The organism is Bacteroidetes bacterium SB0662_bin_6, from assembly GCA_009839485.1.
Taxonomy (GTDB): domain Bacteria; phylum Bacteroidota; class Rhodothermia; order Rhodothermales; family VXPQ01; genus VXPQ01.
Genome location: VXPQ01000060.1, coordinates 1 through 23,070, shown reverse-complemented (window position 1 = coordinate 23,070; position 23,070 = coordinate 1). Strand labels below are relative to the sequence as shown.

Genomic DNA, 23,070 nt, shown 5'->3' with positions numbered 1-23,070 from the left:
GGAATGCTCACGGGAGATGGTGCTCTCCTTCAAGCATGTAGCAGGCTTTCAGCTTTCGTAATCATGGCTTCGGCCAACCTGTGTATATCTTCCTTTTCCTCCTCCGTAGCATCTTCTATCTCGCGCAGCACCAGCGCTTCGCAACGTGCGCGGAGTGCGGGGATATCCGGTATGCGATCCGGGTGCTTTTCTGCAAGAGCCTGGAGCCATACCTTGCCGTAATGTGCGTGTATCGTTTCGTCGGCCCAGTCAAAATCCATATCGCGCTGGCTCACGCGATCCTGATAGCTCCCGAACATATCGCGCCGCTGCACTTTCTTGCCAATATTCTTGGCCTCGAAATGATGCAGCATGCCCAAGCGTACAGTGGGGTCCTCTCCGCCGGTGCTCTCATAAAGATAACTGCCCAGAGGGATTTCGGATACATCGAATCCCCAGGCGCGCAATCGCTCGAAACCCATCCGGGTATGCCGGGCTTCGTCATACGTCCACCGGGCCGTATCCCGGATGTATTCCCAGCCCAGTTCGTCTGCAAAGGCATGCAGAATGGCTCCCGCCGTCTCAACAGCCCAGACCTCGTTCACATGACTTATGGCGCTTCGCAGTTGCATGCGCAGCCCTTCTCCATAGCCAAAGGTGGAATCAATAATGTCGGGCCAGTAATACCTTGTGAGATGGAAACGGGGATCGCGAGCAGGCCTGTCCGTCTGCCTGAAAGGCCGCCTGCCGGTCAAAGCGGGAGAACTTGCGGGTGTGGGCACATCGAACGAAATACCCCCCGCAGCCTTGAGCCACTCCGAAAGCCCCTCCACCCAGGTTTCCGCTTCTTCCCTGCGTTGCGGCACCTCGGAAAACATCTCTTCGGCGGCATCCGCCAGCCATTCGACCTGTTTCGCTTTCTCTGCCGCCGCGATGCGAACATGCCTTTGTATGGGCCCCTGGGACAGTTCGTCCGCCTCCTCGCCAAAGGCACGATAGCAATCGCGGAGCGCAGGCTTGAATACACGCGCCAGAGACCATATGAACGCCTCCGGTCCCGGCGCATCGATCACCGCCTCAAAAACATCAATAAGCGGCGCATCGTCGCTGATTTCCAGAATGCGGCTCGGGAATTTCAGTTCGAATATCCGCTCACGCAACTGGTCCGCGATAAGACTGTCTTCCCATAAGCAGCGCGGCAGGGTGGTCTTGACTTCGAACGACGCAATGGACGGGAGCCAACCTGCTTGCGCGATAATGAGTGCGCGCTCGCAAAAGAACAGGCGTTTCAATATGCGCGCCGAGTCGACCCGGAGCCATTGGCCACGTTTATGATTGCCGGACAGATACACGCTCGCTTATGTTTTCTCCAGGGAGATGGGGAGTCTCTCTCAATAGGAATCGGCGTCGAACTGCTTCCAACCCACATCCACGATGACTGCGTCCTTCGCTACGCCATGCTGCATCAGTTTAACCAGCACTTTGTAGGGAAAATCAAGGTCCAGATCGCTCAGACTGACCGAGCCGCCGGAACCGGGCAGCTCAAGGCGGTGCTCTTCCATCATCGTCAGGTTGTCCACCGTGTTGATATGAATGACGCCCTCGTCCAACACATGACGCACATCGACATCCAGGGAATCTCCTTGCCGTAAAACATCCAGATTCGCCGGCATGCCGACAACGACAGCCATGTCGTCAGCAAGTTCTTCGGGCATAATCAACTGCGTCTTATCTGCAACGCGACGGGAAAGGATGGGCTGGTGATTCCACACATCCACGTACCGCCAATCTTCCGGGTGATCCACTTCCAGGAATGGCCCAAGGACCCGGCGGGGATCCATGCGGGAGGCCGCGGAGTGTCGGGACACATAGGCGGGATACACGGCCTTCTCATCCGAGACAAACGCATTCACAAACAGATCGGGGTGCAAAGCGGGGATAAGCGGTTCCGGATTATCCGTCAGGTAACCATCCCGATGCTCGTGGATAATCCGGCTGTAGCGACTGATCATGATCCGCTCATCCCATGGATACCGGTTGATCTCCCCGAAAATATCCTCCCACACGATGAATCCCGTGCCATTGAACAAGGCATTGAGAATCAATTCGCGCCGGTCCCTCGCGCTGCGATTGATATTATGTATGTTATGCTCGGGAATAATGAAGCGGAACAGATCCACGTTGGGCATCTTGTTGGTGGCGGCGCCCTGTTGATTCCAGCTGCCTGTCACGAGTTCAGCGTCCGCCAGGACCGGGCGTCCTTCGCTCACGAAAACGTTCTCCGGGTTCACGGCATCGAGAGCTGCCCGGAAAGCAATGTCGGAGTCACGCATCGTATCAAGAAATACGCCATCCGCGCCGATGGCTTTGGCAATGCGCGCTTCCTCCGTGAAATGATTCTGGCCCTTGCGCATGATATCCCAGGGCTTGTACGGAATGAAGACCTGCACGTCACGCAGGTGCGCCCGTTCCACCATTTCCCGCAACCCCTCCAGTCCCCCCGGAAGGTCCTCGTACATCGCGAACTGGTCACGGTCATCAATGCCCATTCGGGGATAATCGTGCCAGAGAAGCATGTAATCGTAGCCTCCGAAATTCGCCTCCCCTTCATCAAGAAATTCGTCGATCCGGAAGCGGTTCTCTTCGAAATCATATATGTCTCTGCCGTACAGAAACGTGAAGTGAGACACAAAGCGCTGCCGGTATCGCTCCTGCACTGGCCGCTCGTAATAGGTAAAATCAAAGTTGTCGCGAATGTATTTCTTGAAAACCCGAAAGGCTTCATGCCAATCGCCTTCGTGCGGCGCAATGCGCCCATCCATCACCCGCGCCTCATCCTGAGGCTCCTGATACAGCAAAAACGTATGGTTGACGTATTCATCCTTGTTATCGAAATCCCATTCGAGCACAGAATCGAGCATGTGAAAATAAACCCCGGTATTTGTCTCATCGCTGTACACATCGATGGGCATTTTAGGATCGGTACCGCGGGTAAAGTAGAACACAAAATCGTCCGGACTATCGATGCAGAAGAATCTGTCCTGCGTCGGAATCAGATAATGTCTTCCTTCATCCGGACCTATAGCGATATCCTGCATCAATGGAAAACGAATCAATCCTTCTACGGCCTGGGCTTCACGGTAATTCCCTCCGGCCGTGGAGTTATTCTTTACATCAGCCGTCCAGCCCAGTTCGGCCCCATCGCCCAACGTGAACCGCTGCGTCACGATAAAAGTGTTCTCCACATAACTCGAGCGATGACGGGTTATAATGCCGACATGCCCTTCCATCTCTACTTCTTCGAGGGTCAATATATCATACCCCACATCATTGAAGGGCCAGGGTTGGCGCACCGATACGAACGCCAGCGGGTCATTGCCCGCCATCAGGTCTGTGCCGCTTCTTTTGTCGATCAGTTCCGCCAGGCGCACTCCGCGATCAAGGGAAAGCACGTAGCGCACATGATCATTCTCCATAACGACCTGCCGGGGATTTTCGCGACTCGGAAGGTATTGTATTTCGGCATCCGCAAACGCTGCGGCAGGAATACTCATGAACAGCAGCAGTATGCCGGACAGCACGGAGAAGCTCTTTTGACGTATTCCGGTATTCATGACAGGCTTGTACAGTGCAAGATTGACAAGGAGGATATGAAAGGAGGGTATCGGATCAGGAAACATCCATCACGCACCGGAAACCGATCGTGGGCGTCCGGTTGAGGGCCGGCGTCATGTGCCAGAATTTCGTGCGCTGGTAAACGGCTACGGGGCCTCCCTGCATATACCAGAGACTTCCCTTCGCATGAAAGTAACTGCCCCCGCGCAACCACGAATATTCGTGGTACCCATCCGTCTGCCAGGAATCGGTCCATTCCCATACGTTACCGGCCATATCCAGTACGCCGTACGGGCTTGCGCCATCCGGAAAACTGCCAACCGGGAGCGTCCCCTCGGAATCGGTATTTGCTTTCTGCGGATCGAACAATCCCCCCCAGGGCCATGTCCGGCCGTCCGTTCCCTGGGCGGCCTTCTGCCACTCCGCCTCTGTGGGCAATCGTTTGCCCGCCCATTCGGCATAGGCATGGGCATCCTCCAGAGAAACCCAGACCACCGGATGATCGTCCAGACCGGACGGATAGGACCCATCCGTCCAATGCTTCAGGAAGTTCTCAGGCCAGACAGGTTGGTAACCGGTGGCATCCAGAAATGCCTTGTAATCACGGTTTGTGACTTCCGTCCGGTCGATATAATACGCCGGAATATCCAGCGTACTCGTGGTACGATACCGGTATCCAAGTGCATCCACAATGAGCGTGTCGTTTGTTAACCCTTCGCGCCATCGGTATTCGACCTGCATATGAAAAACGCCTTCCGGAATTTCCACCATACCTTCAGGCGGCAGAGAAAGCGCTTTTACGGCGCCGGCATCCCGGTTCGCCGCAGTGAAAACACCCGCCGCCAGACAACAGAACGCGACCACGGGCAGAAAAAACCTTGCTGTATAACGCATCATGATCTCGTGAAAGCTGACTCAGAGACTATAGAACCTGGCTTATGGCTATGACAACGACCGCTATGGTCATCACAATCAGGCTGCGGTTGAGAAGCACGCGGGGGCGGGCCGAGGCCTCTTTCCATTCTCCTCGCCAAAGTCCCCACAGATTGCCCACGATAATGGACAAGGCAATGAAGATGGGCCATCCGAGAATCGGGCCCCATGTCCCAAGGTTTGCCGCACTCATACCATAGGCGTAAAAACTGCCGATCCACATGGCGCCCATAGCCGCCCCCAGCAGAACATTCCGACCGGCTCCAGGACCCGCAAACGCACCAATGGAGCCCTTCCGAATCATCAGAAACAGACACCAGGCAAAGTTCACAAGAAACCCGAGCGCGAAAAAAAGGCCCCAAACGGCGTTGCCGGCAAACACCGACGATACGCCGGCGGCGATGGCTTCGTCAACCATACGAGTACCAAAGGTAATACCCACATTCGGAAGGCTGGACAAAAGACCTGCAGCTATCGCAATCATGACCGCCCCCCTGAAAGCACGGCGGCCTGAAGACGCTTCCGGTGCGTTTTCGGTTGTCTTCTTCGCTCCGGCCCGCGCCGAAAGCACGATCCCGACCATTACCAGGGCCGTTCCCGACAAAAGAACCAGACCTTGCAGCGCCCACACTTGCCCGGGATAAAAAACAAGCAGTGGAATAAGCGCCCCCATGCTGGCGATAAGTCCCATGATGATCGGGTAGCCAAGCGCCATGCCTAACCGGTCCATGCCCACCCCGAAAAGGACCGCCCCGATGCCCCATCCAGCACCGAAAATGCCCAGCACCATGAGGTCGCGCACCGGAACGGCGGAATAAATGGCAGGAAGATCTCCCAGAGAAACCAGGGCCAATACCCCATTGAACAACAACATCCCGAAAAACGAGAACGTAGCCCAGGTATGCTCCCACTCCCAGTGTCGGGTCAGGGTCATCGGGAGCACGAACGTACCCTGCAATACGCCAGCGGCTAAAACAAGCAAAAATCCTGATACGAGATCCATGCCAGAGGCGGATTTGATGCAGAGTGTTTATGCAATGGAGGATAACACTTCCGAAAATCGACGGGATACTGCATCGCGATGCGGATACGACAGAACCGTTTCGCGGGCCTCGGTCGAAAGCGACGCGGTCGTTACACCCAATGAGATAGCCTCGGCCATAGAGCGTTTCTCGCTCAGCCCCACCGCAAGGCCCGCATTGAACGCATCCCCGGCGCCTACGGTATCCAGCACGTTGACGCGCAAGGCCGGGACCACGCGCGCACCTTCGGCGGAAACCCACAACACACCCTTCTCGCCTCGCGTAAGGAGTACATGCTCCACCCCGAGCTCATGAAGGCGAACCGCAATGTCTTCGTCCGGGGTCGGATCATCAGGCGGCAACCCAAGGCAAACCCGCGCCTCCCCTTCATTGGGGGTAAGCGCAAAAACGCAGTCCAGGTCATGGCCGCGCAAATCTTCCGCCGGGGCAGGATTCAGGATGGTGAATACATCATGGCGACGCGCAACGCGGGCAGCAGCCAATGCCGTGTCCAACTGTATCTCAAGGGGAGAAACGATCACATCGGCACGAGTGATCGGATCGCTGTGCGAAGCGATGTCATCGGGCGAGAAATCCCCGTTGGCGCCCCGATCCGTGACGATTATATTCCGCCCGTCGGTGCAGGATATGATGAATCCGACTGCTGTGGGCGTGGCATCGGCGTACAACACATCCTCGTCGTGCACGCCCTCTTCCCGCAACAACTCCAGAAAAGCCTCCCCGTAACGATCCCGCCCGATTTTCCCGAGAAAACGGACATCCGCACCAAGCCGGGCGGCGGCTACCGCCATATTGGACCCTTTCCCACCGTGCGTTTCATGGTAGTTCCACCCAATCACCGTCTCCTCCGCGACGGGAAGTCGGTCCGTGTCTACCACAAGGGCGACCACATAGCTCCCTACAATCGTTACGGCTCCCATTTGCTTAACTACAGTCGCTCAAGCGCATCAGGCACGCCGGCGCATGGAGGCCGTCAAGACCCGCAGTGGCCGGACCAGGGTCAGATACCAATGCCCAGCGTCAGAATATGCGTGTACGAGAGCCGGCCGTAATCCACGTATGCATAATCGAACCGGCCATTGAAACCCATCGTCGAGAAATTGACGCCGGCGCCGGCCGTAAGTCCCTGCTCGTCGTAGTTCATACGATATCCGCCACGCGCTGCAAACATGCCGAGTACTTCATACTCAACCGCCGCGTGAACCCGCTCGGGACCGTCATTCGGATGAACTCCCTCGAGATAGCCGGTAAGCCGGGATTGGCCCGGGGTACCCTCGCCGTCCAGGAAATCGTACGCCATGCTGAAGCGGAAGTCAATCGGCATACGTACGCTCTGCGGAATCCCGAAGACCTCGGTGAACCCTACGTATTCGGCGTCGGGGCCGATATTCTTCGCCACAAGCGCAAGACGCAGACTCCGGAACCCGGTTTCGAAATACACCCCGAAATCAATGCTGAGGTTGTTCACCTCCGTCTCCGCCAGCTTCTCCCGGACATAACTGACGTTTCCGCCCACGGCAAGGCGGTCCGTGATGGAGCGGGCATAGGTCACGCCCACCAGCAGGTTGCCCGCAGTAAACGTTCCCAGATCCGCGCTCCGGCTGGTTGTGTTCGCCACGTTATCCAGCACGTTTTCCGTACGGACCATCTCCCCGGCATCCAGAGAAGCTACCCGTACACCGACTACGCCCCATACTCCCATGTTCTTCGCAATCGCCCCTGTGTTGTACTGAATATCGGCTATGTAACTGATATGGCTGACCGCAAGATCAAGGTTGTCGATCGCGGTCAGATTGGCGGGATTACTGAACGCCGCCGTTGCGTCGCCGCTTGCCATATGTATCCCGGCCATGGCGGCACTCCGGGCCGTCGTAGGAAGATGCAAAAACTGAAAACCCGTCTGCGCTGTGCGCTGAAACGCAGGTGGATCGATGCCTGCCGCAGTACGCACGTTCTGTGCCCGTATCGGTGACACATAAAGCATGCACAGCACCATGAGCAACAAGGGAAGGACTTTCCGTACAGGAATCGATTTCATGATATCATCCTCGGGGTAAAGGGGTGTTGCGCAAACGCGCTGCGGTTACTTGACGATGACGAATTTGCCCACTTTGCTTTCGCCCTCATGACCTGGGACATGCGACTCGACATGGAACAGGTATATGCCCGGGGCCACGCGTTGCAAATACTCGTTCACCTGGTAGTCTGCCGTCGCCCGTGAGCCCCAGGGCTCGTCGCCGCTGCCGTCCGTGTGATCGATTACGCGAACCAGTTCCCCGGCAAGGGTATAGATGCGAATGGTGCACTGCGCCGGAATATTCACGAATTCAATGCGGTAGCGCTCTCCTTCGCCAAGAAGCTGACTATGCTGGAAGAAGGGGTTCGGATATACCCGAATATCGTCGAGATTATTGCTGGGCTGGGCCTGCGGATATACCGGATCCACATTGACATTGACCTGTCCGCTCTCGAGAGAGGGCAGACTGGTTACGCTCATATCTCCCGGCCACGGACTATTGTGTCCCGTGTCGTAGCTCGTAACGGTGTAGTAGACGCCAACCCCCAACTCCAGTCCGGAGTCATTGAAGGTAACCATCCCGTTCTCCATTTCCGCTGCATTGGCAGGGATGTCCGCTACCATCGTCCAGGGACCAATGTTACGATGCGTCGAGCGGTACACCCGGTAGCCTGCCACATCGTTGACATTGTAATCCGGGTCCCGGTACGAATCCGGGATGGCGGGCCACTGCACCTTGATACCGAGAGGGATCGGCGTCAGGGTCAGCGAATTGTTGCCGTTCGTCGGCGTGGGAGGAGGATCCGGCGCTTCGTACCCGCGGTCGTACAACTCCTGAGCCGCGTCCACATGCTCCCACAGCTTGACGCCCCCCTCAGGCAAACGCGCTTCGTTTTCGGGGCCTCCCGCCGCAACATACTCCATATCCATCATGCCCGCCGCCACCACGAGCACAAATTTCAGCGACTGGCCCGGCGCCATCTCGTAAGGACCCGTCTCATAGATATAATCTATGTGGTATTCGAACCGCCCCCGGGGACGCGTCGTCAGCCCAAGCCGCGCCGCCTCGGCGGCGAGAGACTGTCCATCCTCCGTTTCAGGCGGCAACGGCTGATCGTACGTAAGCGACTGATAGATGTAGCTATCCGGATCGAAGTCCACCTCCGGGTTGTCGTTCAGCGGATCGTCCTGAATGCGGTTCGAGTGCTGATTCAGGTTGCTCTTGTCCACGATGTTCATGTGATCGCGCTCGGACGGATCGGATTTTTCCGGTTTGTCCAGCCAGTAATACGTGAAGTACTGCGGCGCGAGGAACTCGTGGTTGATGGCACTGGGCGCACCGAGATCGGCGGGCTCGCCGAGATCGCTCTTGGTAAGTCCGAATTGCCGGGGCGGAGCGGGGTTGGCGGTGTTGCCGTCCCGCTCTATGCCGTCACGGAAGTAGAACGCCTCGTGTTCGATATCCCATTCGAACACATCATCGTCGCTCCTGCCGAGAATAGGCAGCGCAATATTCATGGCGCCCGTCGGAGCAAACCGGAAGTTCGTAATGGTATTGCTGCCCTCGTTCGTAAACGTGTACTCCTGGATGATGAAGTCGTCGTAGTCCGGATAACTCCAGGCGAGGGCGCGAAAATCAACCCGGACGTCGTACTCGTTGATGCGGTGTGCCCCGGTCAGAATTTCTTCCGCCTTCAACGACGCATCCGCCATGTTGTAATTCCGGATGAGTTGGGTGCCTTCGACCGGAGATATGTACGTCGGGTTGTGGTCATAGGCCAGAAGGACGCGGAAAGGATAGCCAATGCCGCCAATGTCCGCCCATGCCATGTAACCGGACCACAGAAGCCATCCGGCATGATCATTCACGTTGCTGCCCAATGCATGACCCGGATAATCATACTTGTAGTACTCCTGGCCACCCAGTGTCGGCTGTCCTACGCCGCCCGAGTTCCATAACCGGGCCCAAAGCCTGGCGCGCGTCAGATCCTTGAAATCGAATACCTGGGCGGAAGCGGGAGCAGCCATGGCTCCAAGCAACAGGGTGCAAACCATTGCGGCAGTGCCGAAAGGTCGCAGTACGGCGTGTAATGCTTTCATAACGGGATATACGGTTTGCAGGGGTTGCTAATACGTTTGCGGGCGGCTGCATAGCGGGACGGCGCTCCGTCCCGCTATGCAGCACAGTCTAAAACTTCAGGCCGAGCGTGAAATAAATCATGCGACGCGGATTGCTGACGGGATTGTAGAATGACCAGAGATTGTCCTCGCCCGATTTCGAGATTTTGGGAAGTTCTCCGTCCTCCTCCCATCTTTTCAGATCGTCACCGACCAGCAATAACCTGTCCTTGTAGTTGAAGAGGTTGAACACCTCCACGCCAATCACCGGGCGGAAATTCCCCACGGCAACCTGCTTGTTGAATGTCAGGTCGGTGCGGTGGTGAGGGAACCAGCGTCTGTTGTTCGGCCTCTGGAGACCCTGGAAATCCGCCGGGTAGTACGTATACTGGGGACCGGCAAAGTATTCGTGGTACACGCCTACGGTAATGTCCCCCAGCACCCCCATCATCAGGCTTTGCGGCGTCACGTAACTCACGTTGCCTTTCAGGACATAACTGGACAGCCACGTAGCCTTTAACTCGTCATACGAGTGCGGTCGATTTACTGTCGTCCCGTCTTCGCGGTACTGCGAGTAGCCGGCTCGCCCGCCGGTCGTCGTGGAGAAATCGAACGCGGCGCGCGCCGCCCAGCGGCCGGTAAACAACTTCTCCGCCACGATTTCAATGCCGCGAATATCCTTGAAGGCATTGTTCGTATAGAAGATGTTGTCGTGCCCGTCGTTGGCGATGTTCCGGGTTTTCGACCAGATAGTTCCGGCAGAGTTGCCCGCCCCCCAGCTTGTCGATGCAAATCCCCCTCCGTTCCGGTTGTACGTACCATTGTACGCATAGCGGGTCAAACGACTTGCATCCTTGTAATAGGCAGCCAGATCGAGCCGGGCGAAATCGAAGAAGTTTTGCGTAAAGCCGAGCTCGTATTGAATCGTTCGGTCATAACTCAGGCCCGGATGGCCATACCATCCCTGCCACTGGTCCATGCGAACCGTAGCATACGGCGCGGCATCATACCAACTGGTGGGGAAGCCCATGAGCGAGACCCATGAGGGGCGCTGGTTGAAGTGCCCGTAACTGAAGCGCAATTTGGAGTTTTCCGTGATGGGAAATGACAGCCCAAGCCGGGGGGCGATCGCCATCTTCCATTCGCTGGACACCGTCTGCAGATCCTCCCAGTTATCCGGAAATGCGTCGCGGAAATCCTGCCTGAAGGCAAACCAGTCCTTTCCGGGCTGATGCGCCTGCCAGATCGGCGCAATGTTCCTCGGATGCGTACCGTCTCCGCCGTTGTGCGTCTGGAAAAGCAGAGGATCGTAAATATTTGGCGAGTACATGGTCCGCGCATTAAAGGCGTCGAAACGAACACCGATGTTCAGCACGATGCCTTCATATTCCATCTTGTCCTGCAGATAGATGGCGGCTTCCGCGGGGTTGCCATCGAACACGTTGTCGAGATGCCAGACATCCCCTGCCGGAAATTCCATGTAGTAATGCTGGTAATCGACATCATAGAGCTTGAACTCGGCGCCGGCCTTGAGTTGGTGCGACTTGTGCAACTGGCTCGTAATGTCCGCCTTGGCTGTCCAGGCCCGGCTGTCGCTGTAGTTGTTCACCTGAATCTGACGAGCCTCCAGGCGGAAATTACCTGCCAGATCAAACCAGCTATCCCCCCAACGCACCGTTTCCGTGTTCGTATTCAGTTTGTCATATTCCTGCAACGACGTGGTGTAGTCCCGCAGGTAGGAAAGCGAAACCGTATAGAAGGTGCGGGGACTCAGGGTATGATCCCACTTCAGCGTTCCGACATTGAAGTTTTTTTCCTCGGGTCCTTTAAGCCAGTACCCGCCCCACGGGGCGTACGCCGATCCGACGTAGGGACTCCGTATGTCCGCATTGGGCTGCCAGCGGGCCTCCTGCGAGGTAGTGGTGTTGTTCCAGTTGCTTTCGGTAACCGTACTGCTGTGGTACCACCCGTTCGTTACATTGAGCGTCAGCTTCTGCCCCGGGCTGAAATGATAGCCCAGCTTTACCTGTATATTGCGCTCCGGGTTATAGGCGTTGGACTGCGGAAATATGTTCACACCCTTTTTGTACCTGCCCGAAACCAGAAAAGTCAGATGATCCATGGGCGAGCCCCATATGGAGCCTTCCATTTCGTGCTGCATGCGCTCCGCATAGTTCGCAAGCACATCCGCCGGCGTGATCTGCTGGCGATATGTGTCCAGTAATTCGTTCGCCGTAGGCACGCGCGTACCGTCCCATCCATAAAATCGCCTGAAGTATTCGGCGTATGCATTCTGGTTGGCCTGTGTCTCCAGCTGGGTCTGCCAGTAACCAAGGTCGAAGTTGGTGTATTTCCAGAGATCCTGGCTATACATGTTATCGCCCCAGTGGTACTGCCCTGCCGGACGGAGACGATAATTCAGCGCACCCGCGTAATGCCGGGAAAATGCACTGGGTTCGTGCGTCACCACGTTTACGACGCCTGACATGGCGTTCCCGTATTCCGCGTTATAGCCGCCCGTCAACACCGACACTTCCTGAATCGAGGTCGTATTGAGCCGCTGCCAGTTGTCCGAAATCAGGCCGCTGTTGAGCGACGTTCCGTCAATCTGATAATTGACCTCGCTTTGGACACCCCCTCGGAGGTATGCCGTGTATCCCGTATTGTAGACCCCCGTCTGCTGGGCAAGAATATCATCTATGTTCTGGATGGGCGTACGGGCAAGCGCCTCGGCATTCAGCCGATGCACGCTGCCGGTGACGTCACGCTCGACAAGCGGACGTTCGGCAGTCACGATCACTTCCTCGCCTTCTATAACCTCTTCGGCCAGATCGAAGTCGACCGTAGTGGTCTGGTCCACATACACTTCCACGTTTTGTACCGTGGTCGTGGTGAACCCTATGCTGCTCGCCTGAATATCATACGAGCCGGGCGAAATATTAAGGATGAAGTAGTCCCCCTCGGCATCGGTTACGCCACCCGTGGTGGTTCCGAGTATGACGACATTCACGCCGGGAAGGCCTTCGCCGTTTGAAGCGTCCGTTACGGTTCCGGCTATTTTACCGGTCGTCTGGGCTTCCGCAGAAGGAACAATAATCAGGGCGAGGACGGCCAGAAAAGCCGTCGTCACACGGATAAAAGAAAAGTGGTTGGACATTGCGCTAACCGGGCAGGTTTTGTGAGATAGTTCATAAACTCCCTGTGACAGAACTTCCCGCAATACCCGAAGCGCTTCTGCGAATACAGCAGCCTCCTAACTTCGCCTTGCAGTACTTATGTAGTACCTATTTACTTATGGCCTCTACTGGTTTGGGCTCGGTTGTCTACTTACGGCTTCACTTATGTATCCCGACGCGGTCTTCGGGTATAACGTAAAAGTCCCGTGAATAATACCGTACTGAATTTCCTTTTCTTTTGCAAGCAAAAGTCGAAATTTCTTCATTGTTTTTTCATTATCTTTCAGCGCGTTTTTATTTACACACACGAGCACGGGTCCTCCCAACAGGCAAAATCATTCCGTGTCGAACAGGCTCCGCTGTCCATCCGCCAGACGCCGGAAATGCCGTGTGGAAAGGGAGCGCCGGGGAACGTCCAGACCCCACCGTTTGCGCTCGATGCGAAAAAGACGAGCGATCAGGTCGGCCCAATCCCCCTCTCCGCGCATCCGCTTCCCGAAACGATTATCCGTAAGGTTACCGCCGCGAAGCGAGGCAAGCCGGCGGACGATCTTGTTGGCGCGATCCGGAAATTCGCGTCGAACCCAATCAATGAAAAGGTCTTCCACCGCTCCGGGCAACCGGAGGATCGTGTATCCGGCGCCGGAAGCGCCACGGCTTGCGGCCGCCTTCAGAATGGACGGCATCTCCTCATCCGTCAATCCGGGTATGATGGGCGCCACATTCACGGAAACGGGTATATTCCTTGCCGCAAGCATTTTGATTGCCTGTAGCCGCCTTTCAGGGCGGGACGTACGCGGCTCCATGATGTGCACGAGATCGGGGCGCAGCGTCGTGATCGACAAAATGACGTGGACCAGATTGTATTTCGCCATCTGTTCCAACAGATCGATGTCCCTGGTCACGAGGTAATTCTTGGTAATGATCCCCACCGGATTTCGGTGCCTGAGGAATACTTTTAGGCAACCGCGTGTCAGAGCGAGGCGGCGCTCGAGGGGTTGGTACGGATCCGTATTCCCGGACAAAGCCACGACCTGCGGCGCCCAGGACCTTTTCTGAAACGTTTCCGCCAGTAACTCGGGGGCCCGTTCCTTGACAAGAATGCGGGTCTCAAAATCGAGGCCCGCCGAAAAACCAAGGTATTCATGCGAGGGACGGGCATAGCAGTAGATACATCCATGCTCACAACCCCGATACGGGTTCAGGCTGAAGGTGAAGCCAATGTCCGGGCTGTCGTTGCGGGCCAGCAGGGTTTTGGTGGCGTCCACATAATACTTCGTGGGGACCTGACGCAATTCATCTTCGTCCAGCGCCGCAGGGTCTTCTTCGAGACACAGGGGCTCGAAACGATTCGGCGGGTTGATTCGGGCGCCCCGTCCCCGGCGAACGGGTATTTCCGTGGTCTCTTCGCCGGACCGTGCTTCAACGTCCGACGCAGTATGCAGCGGCGAGGCTTTCCGGGTGCGTCGAGTCATTATATGCGGGAGGGGTGATCATGAAAATCATCTTACGTAAATATATGTATAAAATATGTACAAACAAGGAGCGGGAGGGAAATATTTGGAAATATTGCGAGGCATTGTACGCGGAAGGCGCCCCCGCGTCCTGTTTTTCTATATGGACATGCGTCGGCGGAATATGGGGAATTGGCAGCGGCAGATCGGCCATCGCCGATCAGGCTCGCGCCAACCTGGAGACGCACAGCATCTCCCGAGAAAACAACGCCACCGGAACCCGCTATACGCTTTCGTCCTCAGCATCGGGCGCGAACGGCAGTTCCGGCGCTTGTAACCGCCGCACCGTCTCATCGACCGGGGCGAATTCGCCGATCTGCCCGGACTTGTCCGCAGCGCCGAGCTCCTCAAATTGGCGCGCCTGCACCAGTACCCGCGACTGGAAGGAACCCACGCCGGCGTTGTATGCGCCAATGGCCTGTTGCAAACCGCGGCCCATTTTGTCCACGTGGGAAGCATAGGTTCGCAGGCGGCTGTACAATTCCCGCGCCGCTCCCGCAATTTTCTGGGCATTCTCCTGGATATCCTGCTGTCGCCAGGCAAGCGCAACGGTCCGAAGAAACGCTATCAGAAGCCCGGGAGTAGCGATCAGCACGCGGTGCTCCTCCCACGCTTTTTGCCAGATAGCAGGCTCGGCGTTGATGGCTGCGTCGAGCATCGGATCCGTGGGAACGTACATCATCACAAAATCGGGAGAGCCCTCGATCCACTGGGCATAGTCCCGGTCGGCAAGCACCTTGGCGTGTCCCACAAGAGCGGTTGCGTGCTCCTTGAGCAATTGCTTCTGCTCCTGCTCGTCTTCGCTGCGCATGGCCGCATCATACCGGTCGAACGGCGTCTTGGCGTCGATTACCACCGTAGCCCCCCCGGGAATCCGCACCAGCACGTCCGGGCGAAGGCGGGCGCCGTCCCCTTTCACCTGCGCCTGCTCCTCGTAATCCACATGCTGCGACATACCGGCCGCGTCGAGCACGTTGCGAAGGTGTTGCTCGCCCCACTCCCCGCGCAGTTGGGGATTGTGCAGGATTTTCCGTAGCCCGCTGGTTTCGGCCATAAGTTGCTCGACGCTCTGGCTGACCTTGGCCGTGTCGGCGCTGCGAGCCTCGTTGGATTTGTCAACGTGTTTCCGCAGCTCATTCAGGCTCTCGCGGACCGGCTTGACAAGATTCTCGACTGCGGTTTCGCGCGCCTTCAGGTCCTTGTCGGCCAGCGCTTGCTGCTGCTTGAACTGCTCGGCGGCCTGCTTGCGAAACTCCTCCGTGCTCGACTTGAGCACTTCCGAGGCAAGCCCCTTGAAACGAGTGTCGATCTCCGCAAGGCGCTCGGCGAACGCCTTCTCGCGCTCCGCCTGGGCGCTTTCGTATCTGGCGATCTCGATGTTTGCGTTCGCAAGCTCCTGCGTCCGTTCGTCCCGCTCGCCAAGTGCTTTGTCCAGTTGCGTTTCCAGCCGAACGACGCGGCCGCGCAGAATGGCATAGAGCGAAACACCGCCCGCGACGAGGCCGGCAATGATTGCTATTATGAGTTCCATATTCCGATCAAGGATGTAATAGACAATGCCCGAAAGGGCGGTAGAAGGCGGCCCGCTTATCCGTCAGGTCCGTGCGCCAGCCATATCTTCGCATCCGCTACGGACGCGCCCGTCAAACGACGCCAGTACGCTGTATACGCATCCAGCTGGGGCTGGTATTCTTTCCTGACGGCGACCGTCTGCTCCTCCGTATCGGCGCGATCCGTCTTGTAATCGATGATGTGCCAGCCCGCATCGTCCCGATACACGAGGTCGATGACGCCGCGCACCACGCTTATGCCTTCCGCCCCGGAATCCTCCGATACGGCCAGCGGAACTTCCGTATAAACTTCGTGAGCGCGCTGCAAGGTTTCCCACAGCGGCGCCTTTTTGAACCGTTCCAGTGCAAGCACCGCCATTGCTTCGTCCTCCGGAGTCAACGCATCTTCCGTCCACGGGAGGTCCGCATCCACAGCGCCCCGGTTGATCGCTTCGGCCATCCGATGGACCCGGGCGGGCACATTATCCGGGAGATCGCCCCGAACCGCCTCCTCAAACAACTGGTGCACGAGCCGACCGTACTTCACGCCCCGACCCTGTTTGCGGGGTCTCTGCGGCGCCGGAGTCGCCTCCTCCCGCTCGCCGGTCACCGACCGAAGCGCATAACTTGCTTCTTTTGCGCGATGCAGCCGCTCCCCGGCCCGTTCGAGTAACTCGGCGTGCCCCGGCCCGTCGTCTGGCGTGGTGCGCTCCGGCTCATCCAGGGACGGCGCAGATTCCAGTTCGGGCACATTCGCAAGCGCGCTCCGTAGCGGCGTCCAGGGCCCCCTAACGGATGTATCGTAGACCGAAACCACCAGCAGGTTGCGGGCGCGCGTGGCGGCCACGTACAGCAGCCGCGCCTCTTCCGCCTGGGCAAACCGCGCCTCTTCCGTCTGGTCCGCCTCCCAGCCGGCAGGCTGCGCCACAATCCGCCGCTGAAACGATCCCCACTGCTTCCGGATCGGCATGGAGAGCCAGGCGCCCTCGTCGCTTCGGGAAACATGATGCGACGGGTCCTTCTCATACGACGTATCGTACGAATCCGTCAGAAAAACCACCGGCGCCTCCAGCCCTTTCGCCTGATGCACGTTCATCACCCGCACCACATCGCTGCGCCCGAACTCAACGGACATCTGCGCCACATCCTTACTCGATTCCTCAACCAGCGAACGCAATTCTTCCACAATCCACCCCCAGGGATAGCCCTCCGCCGCCCATCCTTGCACCAGCGCCAGCAAGCGAATCAGGTTGCCCGCCCGAAACGGCGCATTCCCGTCGGGATGCGCCGTGGCCAACGCCAGATAGCCGCTCTCCGCAAGCACCGACTGCAAGGCGGCGGCGGGCGGCAACGTCACAAAGACTTCCCCGGCATGGCGAAGCAGACCCTTCGCCTCGCAAAACCGCCGGGCCATGTCCTCGGGCAGCCCCTTCGGACTGTCCGCATTCCAGTGGAAAATACCCCCGGCTTCCCGGTATGCGTACAGCATATCGTCCGACAGTCCGGCAAGCGGGCCGCGCAGAAAAGCAAGAAAAGGAACCGGATTCCCGGGATTGAGCACAGCCTCCAGCAGCGTCAGGACAGTCTGCACTTCCTCGCTCTCGCCAAGGCCGTCCCCACCCTCGCCGACGTACGGAATGCCCGCCTCCTCCAGCGCCCCCATGTACGTAGCCAACTGGCCTTTCGTGCGCGTCAGAATGAGAAAATCGCCGGGCGAGGCCGGGGTCTTGAGCAGGATGTCGCCCCCATTGCCCAAGCCCTGCAAAGTTGTCCTGCCGCGCAAGGCCTGCGCAATAAAAGAAACAATGCGGCGCGCATCCTGCTGCGCTATCGCGGCGCGGTTGTTTCCTCGCAGTTTGGGAATAGTGATTTTCCGAACGCAATAAGCGTCGGCTCCTTCCGGCCGGTACTCAAGGAGCGGTTCGAACGCCGCCTGGCGGGGTGCAGAATCTTCCGCAAATACCGGAGCAAACGCACCGTTCATCCACCGGCACAGCGCGCCCAGCGAACGGAAACTGGTGTTGAGTTGCAGGACTTTCCCACCTGTATTCAGGAGGCGTGCCCGGACAAAGCGGCCGATCGCTATGTCCGCCCGGCGAAATCGGTAAATCGACTGTTTGGCGTCCCCCACCAGAAACAGGCTGCCGGGACGAGGCGTCAGTTTGCGCCAGTCCCGTTCAGAGGTTTCTTGTCCGGTCAGATAGAAAATAATCTCCGCCTGTATGGGATCGGTGTCCTGAAATTCGTCCACGAACAGCACGCGATACCGGCTCTGCAAATGTTCGCGGACGGACATGTTTTCCCGGAGCAGGTCCCTCGCGCGCAACAACAAATCCTGAAACGTAAGCTTTCCGTCCTCAAGGCGCCGGCGGGCAGAATAGTTGACCGCATCTTCTACAAAACCTGCCGCAAGCCCGTACTGATATTCGCGCCACGCCCGCAACGCAGGCGCCGCCGCCTGATCCCAGAACGCCGGAAACAGTTCGTCCCGAATCGATTTGGCCTTCCCCCTGTCGAGCCAGTGTTTCAGCGTGACGCAATACGAACTTCCGCGACCCGCATTTTCAAAAATAGCGAGGGCCTCCGCCGCATCCGCATCGCTGGTCACCTTGTTGTTTTTGAGAAAACCCTGTGCCCGCAGAACCGCGTCCATCAATTTGTCCCGCTCCCGGGGATTGCGCGGCATGCCATACAATATCGCATCGGAATCAAGAAACTCCTTCAGGGCCTTCACAGGGGATTCGAAATCCGGTTTCGGGGTGTCGGTCTCCTTGAGCGGCACATCGGAATACTGGCAACGATCCCTGAAAAAAGCGTAGAGATCGTTGGGAACCAGCCCCGCGTCCCTCAAGGCTTCCAGCCGGGAATCCCCTTTCTGATACTGCTGCTCCACGAAACGATCCCATGTATCCCGCAACAACCGGGCTTCCTCACGGCCTTCTACTTCGCTAAACCCGGGCGCCAGTCCTGCTTCTATGGGCCGCGTGCGAATCAGGCGCCCGCAAAAGGAATGAATGGTCCCCATGAAGCACTGATCGATCCTGTCCAGAGCAGCGTCAATGCGGCCCCTCTCTTCCGGGTCGATGGACGGATCTGCCGCCTCCCGGAGCGCCTGAAAGAAGCGGACCCGCATTTCTCCGGCAGCCTTGCGCGTGAAGGTGATGGCGGCCATGCGATCCACTTCGCACGCCCCCGTCCGCACCAGAGCCACCATCCGCTGAACCAGCGCATAGGTCTTGCCCGCGCCGGCGCCGGCGAATACCATAGCGTTGCAATCCAGCTCTTCAGCGATTATGTCCCGCGCCGCCTGGTCCTGCAACGTCTTCCTTTCGTTCGAAGCATCCGGCATATCACACCTCCAGCCAGTTGTTCAGGGCAGGAGCAAACGGCGGACGCTCGCCTGCGGACAAATCGGACCAGGACTCCAGCGCCTCCGAAACATCTTCTTCCTGCTTTCCTTCGGACCCGCACACGGTCATGTACTCGCAAAATGTGCAGATACCCTTGTCCTTGTGCACACGCAGAAAAGCGCCCGACTCCGCCAGATCGAAAAAAGGCTTAAGTATAGCGGCGACGGCTTCCTTCCCGGGCCGGGAGTTATAGATGCGCAGCCCGTGCTCGCGTTCGTTCGGGAAAAAATATCCGCCGCGCACAGTCTGGCCCGGCAGGTTTTTCTCCGCCAGCAGCGCGTCCAGCGCAAACGCATACAACGCCCATTGCAGGCTTCGCCCGCCCGCCATCAGATCCGAGAAATTGTACTTCCTTGCCGAACCGCTCTTGTAATCCCATACTTCGTAGTAATCGCACCCTGCTTCGTCCCATACCCTGTCCACGCGGTCTATCGCGCCCCGCAAACGGAACCGTACCTCCTCGGAAAGATGCAGCGCCACTGGCTCCGGACTATCCAGCGGCCCGCCTTCGTCCGCTTCGTCCGAAGCCCCCCACCCGAAACGCACCTCGAACCCCGCCGGGCGTCTGTCGCGGCGCCCCGATTCCTCGTTCAGGAAAATCCGCAGCGCGCGCTTCAGGCGACGCACATCCGTGTCGTATCCGGTTTGCTCCCGAACAGGAAGGCGTACTTCAAGAGATGCAACCGCTTCGCGCATGACATCCAGCAGCCGGTCGATATGTTTGTCGGCGTCCGGGGATTCCCCGCGCTGCGACAACTCCGTCATGAACTCGTGGAGTATTTTGTGCATCAGCCGGCCGAATTCGGCTGCCGTCAGCCAGTGCCCCGGCGTAACCTCCCGGGCATCCGGCGGCTGCGCGCGCAGCACGTAGCGAAGAAAATAACGGTAGGGACAGGCCGTCAGGGTTTCGATGCGCGAGGCGGACAACACCTCGCCGGAGGCACCCGGCCGCAACGCCGGGGTAGCCCGCCCCAGCCAGCCGTGGTACACGCCAAATCCTGCTTCGCCGCGAGCGCGAACTGCTTCGAGCCCCCTGTGCAGCGCCGGATACCCTTGCAGCACATCCGCAAGAATGGACGGATCGTCGCGCAGCGCCAGAGAAATGCCGACCGTCGTGAGGGCGTCTTGCGGAGCAGGCACGATGCGATAAACAGGGTGGGCGTCCATGCCCTCCGATTTTCCGAACTCTTCGCGCAATTGCGCAAAAACAGGCGAGGGATGCACCTCCCGACCCTGCACAAGGTCCCGCCGATTGGCCGTCAGCAGCACATGGGAATCGGCCATGCCGAGCAGTCGAACCAGACTCCAGACCGCTTCGCCGGGCCGCGCCCGCTGCAGCGGAAGCCGCCCGCCGGAAATGTGTTCCCGCTCGTCGTCCAGCAAAATCGGGTCTTCGATCCCGGCGCCCGGAAACGTGGTCTCCGACAAGCCCACGATTACGGTATACTTGCGGCCGGTATAGCCTCCCCGCTCCAAAGGAACCACATACAAATAACCCGGACGGGCAGTGGCCGCGCGCGTCTTGTGACGTTCGAGAACATGGACCAGCGCACGGGCCAGATCGGGCAGCCGCCCTGTCGTTTCAGCGACCATACCCGGCGCGCTCACCATGCCGCGCAGCCGATTATCGAGCGATTCGATCACCGCCCGACCGTGCCCCTCCCGATCCCGTATCGGCACGAACCGCTTGAGAAATTCCTGCCCGGCCTTGACGACATCCTCCAGCGAAACGGTCGCAGCACCCGGCGACGTCTTATAGAGATCGTCGAGCACATTCATAGTCTGCTTGCGGGCCTTTTGCGCAAGCGCCTTGTACTCCGCCGGGTCGTCGGGAACGGCTTCTGCCCAGCGGCTCAGCCGACCCCAAAGCCGTTTCCGGTCGCTTTTCCGGCCATTTTCCCCATCGTTATCCCAGGCGCTGCGCCCCCCGCGCATCCCGGCCGCAAGGATCACGTCGGCAGAGGCGGCCACGGCGTCCGGATCGTCCACGAAAAGAAGCCGGGACCGCAACAGGGAAACCAGCGGCTCCGGCTTGCAGTCCTCCGCCATCCACCGGTAAAAACCAAGGAGCGATTGGCCCGCACGGGTCAGGGTCGCCGGAATCCCGGCCGCATACCGGGACGGAATATGCAACCCGTCCAGCACATCCACGATCAGCGGCAAATAGGGATCTTCCGCCGTGTAAACCAATTCGATTTCGTCCGCCTTTGCGCCCGCTCGAAGCGCATCGCGCAGCGCGCCGCGCACCTCGTTTCCGGTCCCGATCGCCTCGCGAAGCAGTATACCCGCAGGCAGCGCATCGCCAACGCGACGGCGATAAATCTCTCCCCCTGGACCCACCGTACCCTCCCCGGCAACCACCGTCGGAGCCAGATTGAATCGTTTGCACGCCGACTCTTGCGGCGGCGATAATCCATACGCGTCCACGCTACGCCCAATCCGCACAATGGATGTGCTTAAGCTCTCCACGAATCGAAAAGCCAGCTCGGGCAGCGGCATTTCGTCCAGCACCGCGACCGCCAATCCCTGCGCAGGGGTTGCACACATGGCCTGCCGGTACAGATCGGCCTCGTCGTACAAACCCCCGCTTTCGAGCCACTGCTCCCAGTTGCGATATATCCGGACGAAATTCCTGCGCTCCGGAGACATGCCGTCCAACGAGGCCGCAAGTTCTTCCGCAGACATGCCTGCCAGCCGCAAACCCCGGATCGTTTGCAGGAACGTTTCCGCCAGCGCCGTGGCGGCGTAGGCGGTCGCATACGGATGTCCTTCGCCCCAATCCGTCCGGGACAGCACTTGCCGCATGAAGAAATACTCGGCGTCCTGCGAAACGGGCTGCCTGCCCGCCGCCTCGAGCGCAGGCGCCGCGGAGCGATTCGCCCACCCGAGCGGCGTCGTGAAATGCGCATTGACCCAGGAAACCCCCTGCTGCGCCAGCGCGGAGCCAAGATTATGTCCGATCTGGAGCGTGGGAACGAATATGACCTTCGGGGTCACCGGATGCTTTCGGCAGAGCGCCGCTAATTGCGCAAACTGATACCGCATGGAAACCGAATCCGACTTCATAGACCCCAACAAACCCCCTGAAAACGAAAAAGCCCCGTTGCTCTCCACAACGGGGCTTTCCCCAAAGAAACTGGCGACGACCTACTCTCCCACCATGTTAGGCAGTACCATCGGCGCTGCGGAGCTTAACTTCTCTGTTCGGAATGGGAAGAGGTGGATCCTCCGCGCTATAGCCACCAGAATTTTCAATCGCCGGCAAGCCGGCACGCGCCCCAAACGCCCGAAAACCAAACGTTCGGCAACGGCGAAATTTCTGACAGATGAATTGTCCGTAGTCAACAAAGGCATCACGAGACGCGGCGTCTCGTCGATACTCGTAAAACAATGGCGTTAAGTCTGACGGGTAATTAGTACGGCTCAGCTGAGTATGTTACCATACTTACACCTGCCGCCTATCAACGTCCTGATCTTGAACGACCCGTAGGGGAAACCTCGTCTTGCGGTGGGCTTCGTGCTTAGATGCTTTCAGCGCTTATCCCTTCCGTACATAGCTACCCTGCGATGCGACTGGCGTCACAACAGGTACACCAGCGGTACGTCCACTCCGGTCCTCTCGTACTAGGAGCAGATCCGCTCAAGTTTCCTGACGCCCTCAGTAGATAGGGACCGAACTGTCTCACGACGTTCTGAACCCAGCTCGCGTGCCGCT

Annotated in this window: 12 protein-coding genes and 2 rRNA genes; all 14 read right to left on the bottom strand. The window is 58.4% G+C overall.

Going from position 1 to position 23,070, the window contains the following annotated elements; all coding sequences use genetic code 11:
* Positions 1–29: 29 nt before the first annotated feature.
* On the bottom strand, positions 30–1,331 hold the full coding sequence (locus F4Y00_11135; GenBank protein ID MYE05509.1) for a DUF455 family protein: 1,302 nt from the start codon (positions 1,329–1,331) through the stop codon (positions 30–32).
* Between the two features lie 39 nt (positions 1,332–1,370).
* A complete protein-coding gene (locus F4Y00_11130) occupies positions 1,371–3,533 on the bottom strand; it encodes a hypothetical protein (GenBank protein ID MYE05508.1) in 2,163 nt (720 codons plus the stop codon).
* Positions 3,534–3,648: 115 nt separating this feature from the next.
* On the bottom strand, positions 3,649–4,491 hold the full coding sequence (locus F4Y00_11125; protein ID MYE05507.1) for a formylglycine-generating enzyme family protein: 843 nt from the start codon (positions 4,489–4,491) through the stop codon (positions 3,649–3,651).
* Positions 4,492–4,516: 25 nt separating this feature from the next.
* Positions 4,517–5,530 (bottom strand): hypothetical protein, encoded by a 1,014-nt coding sequence (locus F4Y00_11120; protein ID MYE05506.1) that lies wholly within the window; start codon positions 5,528–5,530, stop codon positions 4,517–4,519.
* A gap of 27 nt (positions 5,531–5,557) precedes the next feature.
* Positions 5,558–6,490, bottom strand: coding sequence for a ribokinase (locus F4Y00_11115; GenBank protein ID MYE05505.1), 933 nt, complete (start codon positions 6,488–6,490; stop codon positions 5,558–5,560).
* Positions 6,491–6,570: 80 nt separating this feature from the next.
* Entirely contained in the window at positions 6,571–7,608 is a 1,038-nt protein-coding gene (locus F4Y00_11110) for a PorV/PorQ family protein (GenBank protein MYE05504.1), read from the bottom strand.
* Between the two features lie 45 nt (positions 7,609–7,653).
* The gene (locus F4Y00_11105) at positions 7,654–9,687 is read right to left on the bottom strand and encodes a T9SS type A sorting domain-containing protein (GenBank protein ID MYE05503.1); all 2,034 of its coding nucleotides are present in this window, start codon (positions 9,685–9,687) and stop codon (positions 7,654–7,656) included.
* An 88-nt stretch (positions 9,688–9,775) separates the two neighbouring features.
* The gene (locus F4Y00_11100; protein ID MYE05502.1) at positions 9,776–12,862 is read right to left on the bottom strand and encodes a TonB-dependent receptor; all 3,087 of its coding nucleotides are present in this window, start codon (positions 12,860–12,862) and stop codon (positions 9,776–9,778) included.
* 354 nt (positions 12,863–13,216) lie between these two features.
* Complete coding sequence (locus F4Y00_11095) at positions 13,217–14,356, bottom strand: PA0069 family radical SAM protein (protein ID MYE05501.1); 1,140 nt, start codon at positions 14,354–14,356, stop codon at positions 13,217–13,219.
* A gap of 262 nt (positions 14,357–14,618) precedes the next feature.
* Positions 14,619–15,926 (bottom strand): DNA recombination protein RmuC, encoded by a 1,308-nt coding sequence (gene rmuC / locus F4Y00_11090; protein ID MYE05500.1) that lies wholly within the window; start codon positions 15,924–15,926, stop codon positions 14,619–14,621.
* Between the two features lie 56 nt (positions 15,927–15,982).
* Entirely contained in the window at positions 15,983–19,294 is a 3,312-nt protein-coding gene (locus F4Y00_11085; GenBank protein ID MYE05499.1) for an AAA family ATPase, read from the bottom strand.
* Position 19,295: 1 nt separating this feature from the next.
* Positions 19,296–22,421: a PD-(D/E)XK nuclease family protein gene (locus F4Y00_11080; GenBank protein MYE05498.1), complete on the bottom strand. Its 3,126-nt coding sequence runs from the start codon at positions 22,419–22,421 to the stop codon at positions 19,296–19,298.
* Between the two features lie 68 nt (positions 22,422–22,489).
* Positions 22,490–22,602, bottom strand: a 5S ribosomal RNA gene (rrf, locus tag F4Y00_11075).
* A 146-nt stretch (positions 22,603–22,748) separates the two neighbouring features.
* Positions 22,749–23,070 (bottom strand): 23S ribosomal RNA (locus F4Y00_11070); the annotation flags it as partial.

What these genes read in the sequence shown, in the direction of transcription:
- F4Y00_11095 (MYE05501.1), bottom strand. Translation starts at nt 14,356, where the DNA reads ATGACTCGACGCACCCGGAAAGCCTCGCCGCTGCATACTGCGTCGGAC.
- F4Y00_11085 (MYE05499.1), bottom strand. Translation starts at nt 19,294, where the DNA reads ATGCCGGATGCTTCGAACGAAAGGAAGACGTTGCAGGACCAGGCGGCG.
- F4Y00_11125 (MYE05507.1), bottom strand. Translation starts at nt 4,491, where the DNA reads ATGATGCGTTATACAGCAAGGTTTTTTCTGCCCGTGGTCGCGTTCTGT.
- F4Y00_11100 (MYE05502.1), bottom strand. Translation starts at nt 12,862, where the DNA reads ATGTCCAACCACTTTTCTTTTATCCGTGTGACGACGGCTTTTCTGGCC.
- rmuC (MYE05500.1), bottom strand. Translation starts at nt 15,926, where the DNA reads ATGGAACTCATAATAGCAATCATTGCCGGCCTCGTCGCGGGCGGTGTT.
- F4Y00_11130 (MYE05508.1), bottom strand. Translation starts at nt 3,533, where the DNA reads ATGAGTATTCCTGCCGCAGCGTTTGCGGATGCCGAAATACAATACCTT.
- F4Y00_11080 (MYE05498.1), bottom strand. Translation starts at nt 22,421, where the DNA reads ATGAAGTCGGATTCGGTTTCCATGCGGTATCAGTTTGCGCAATTAGCG.
- F4Y00_11115 (MYE05505.1), bottom strand. Translation starts at nt 6,490, where the DNA reads ATGGGAGCCGTAACGATTGTAGGGAGCTATGTGGTCGCCCTTGTGGTA.
- F4Y00_11105 (MYE05503.1), bottom strand. Translation starts at nt 9,687, where the DNA reads ATGAAAGCATTACACGCCGTACTGCGACCTTTCGGCACTGCCGCAATG.
- F4Y00_11110 (MYE05504.1), bottom strand. Translation starts at nt 7,608, where the DNA reads ATGAAATCGATTCCTGTACGGAAAGTCCTTCCCTTGTTGCTCATGGTG.
- F4Y00_11120 (MYE05506.1), bottom strand. Translation starts at nt 5,530, where the DNA reads ATGGATCTCGTATCAGGATTTTTGCTTGTTTTAGCCGCTGGCGTATTG.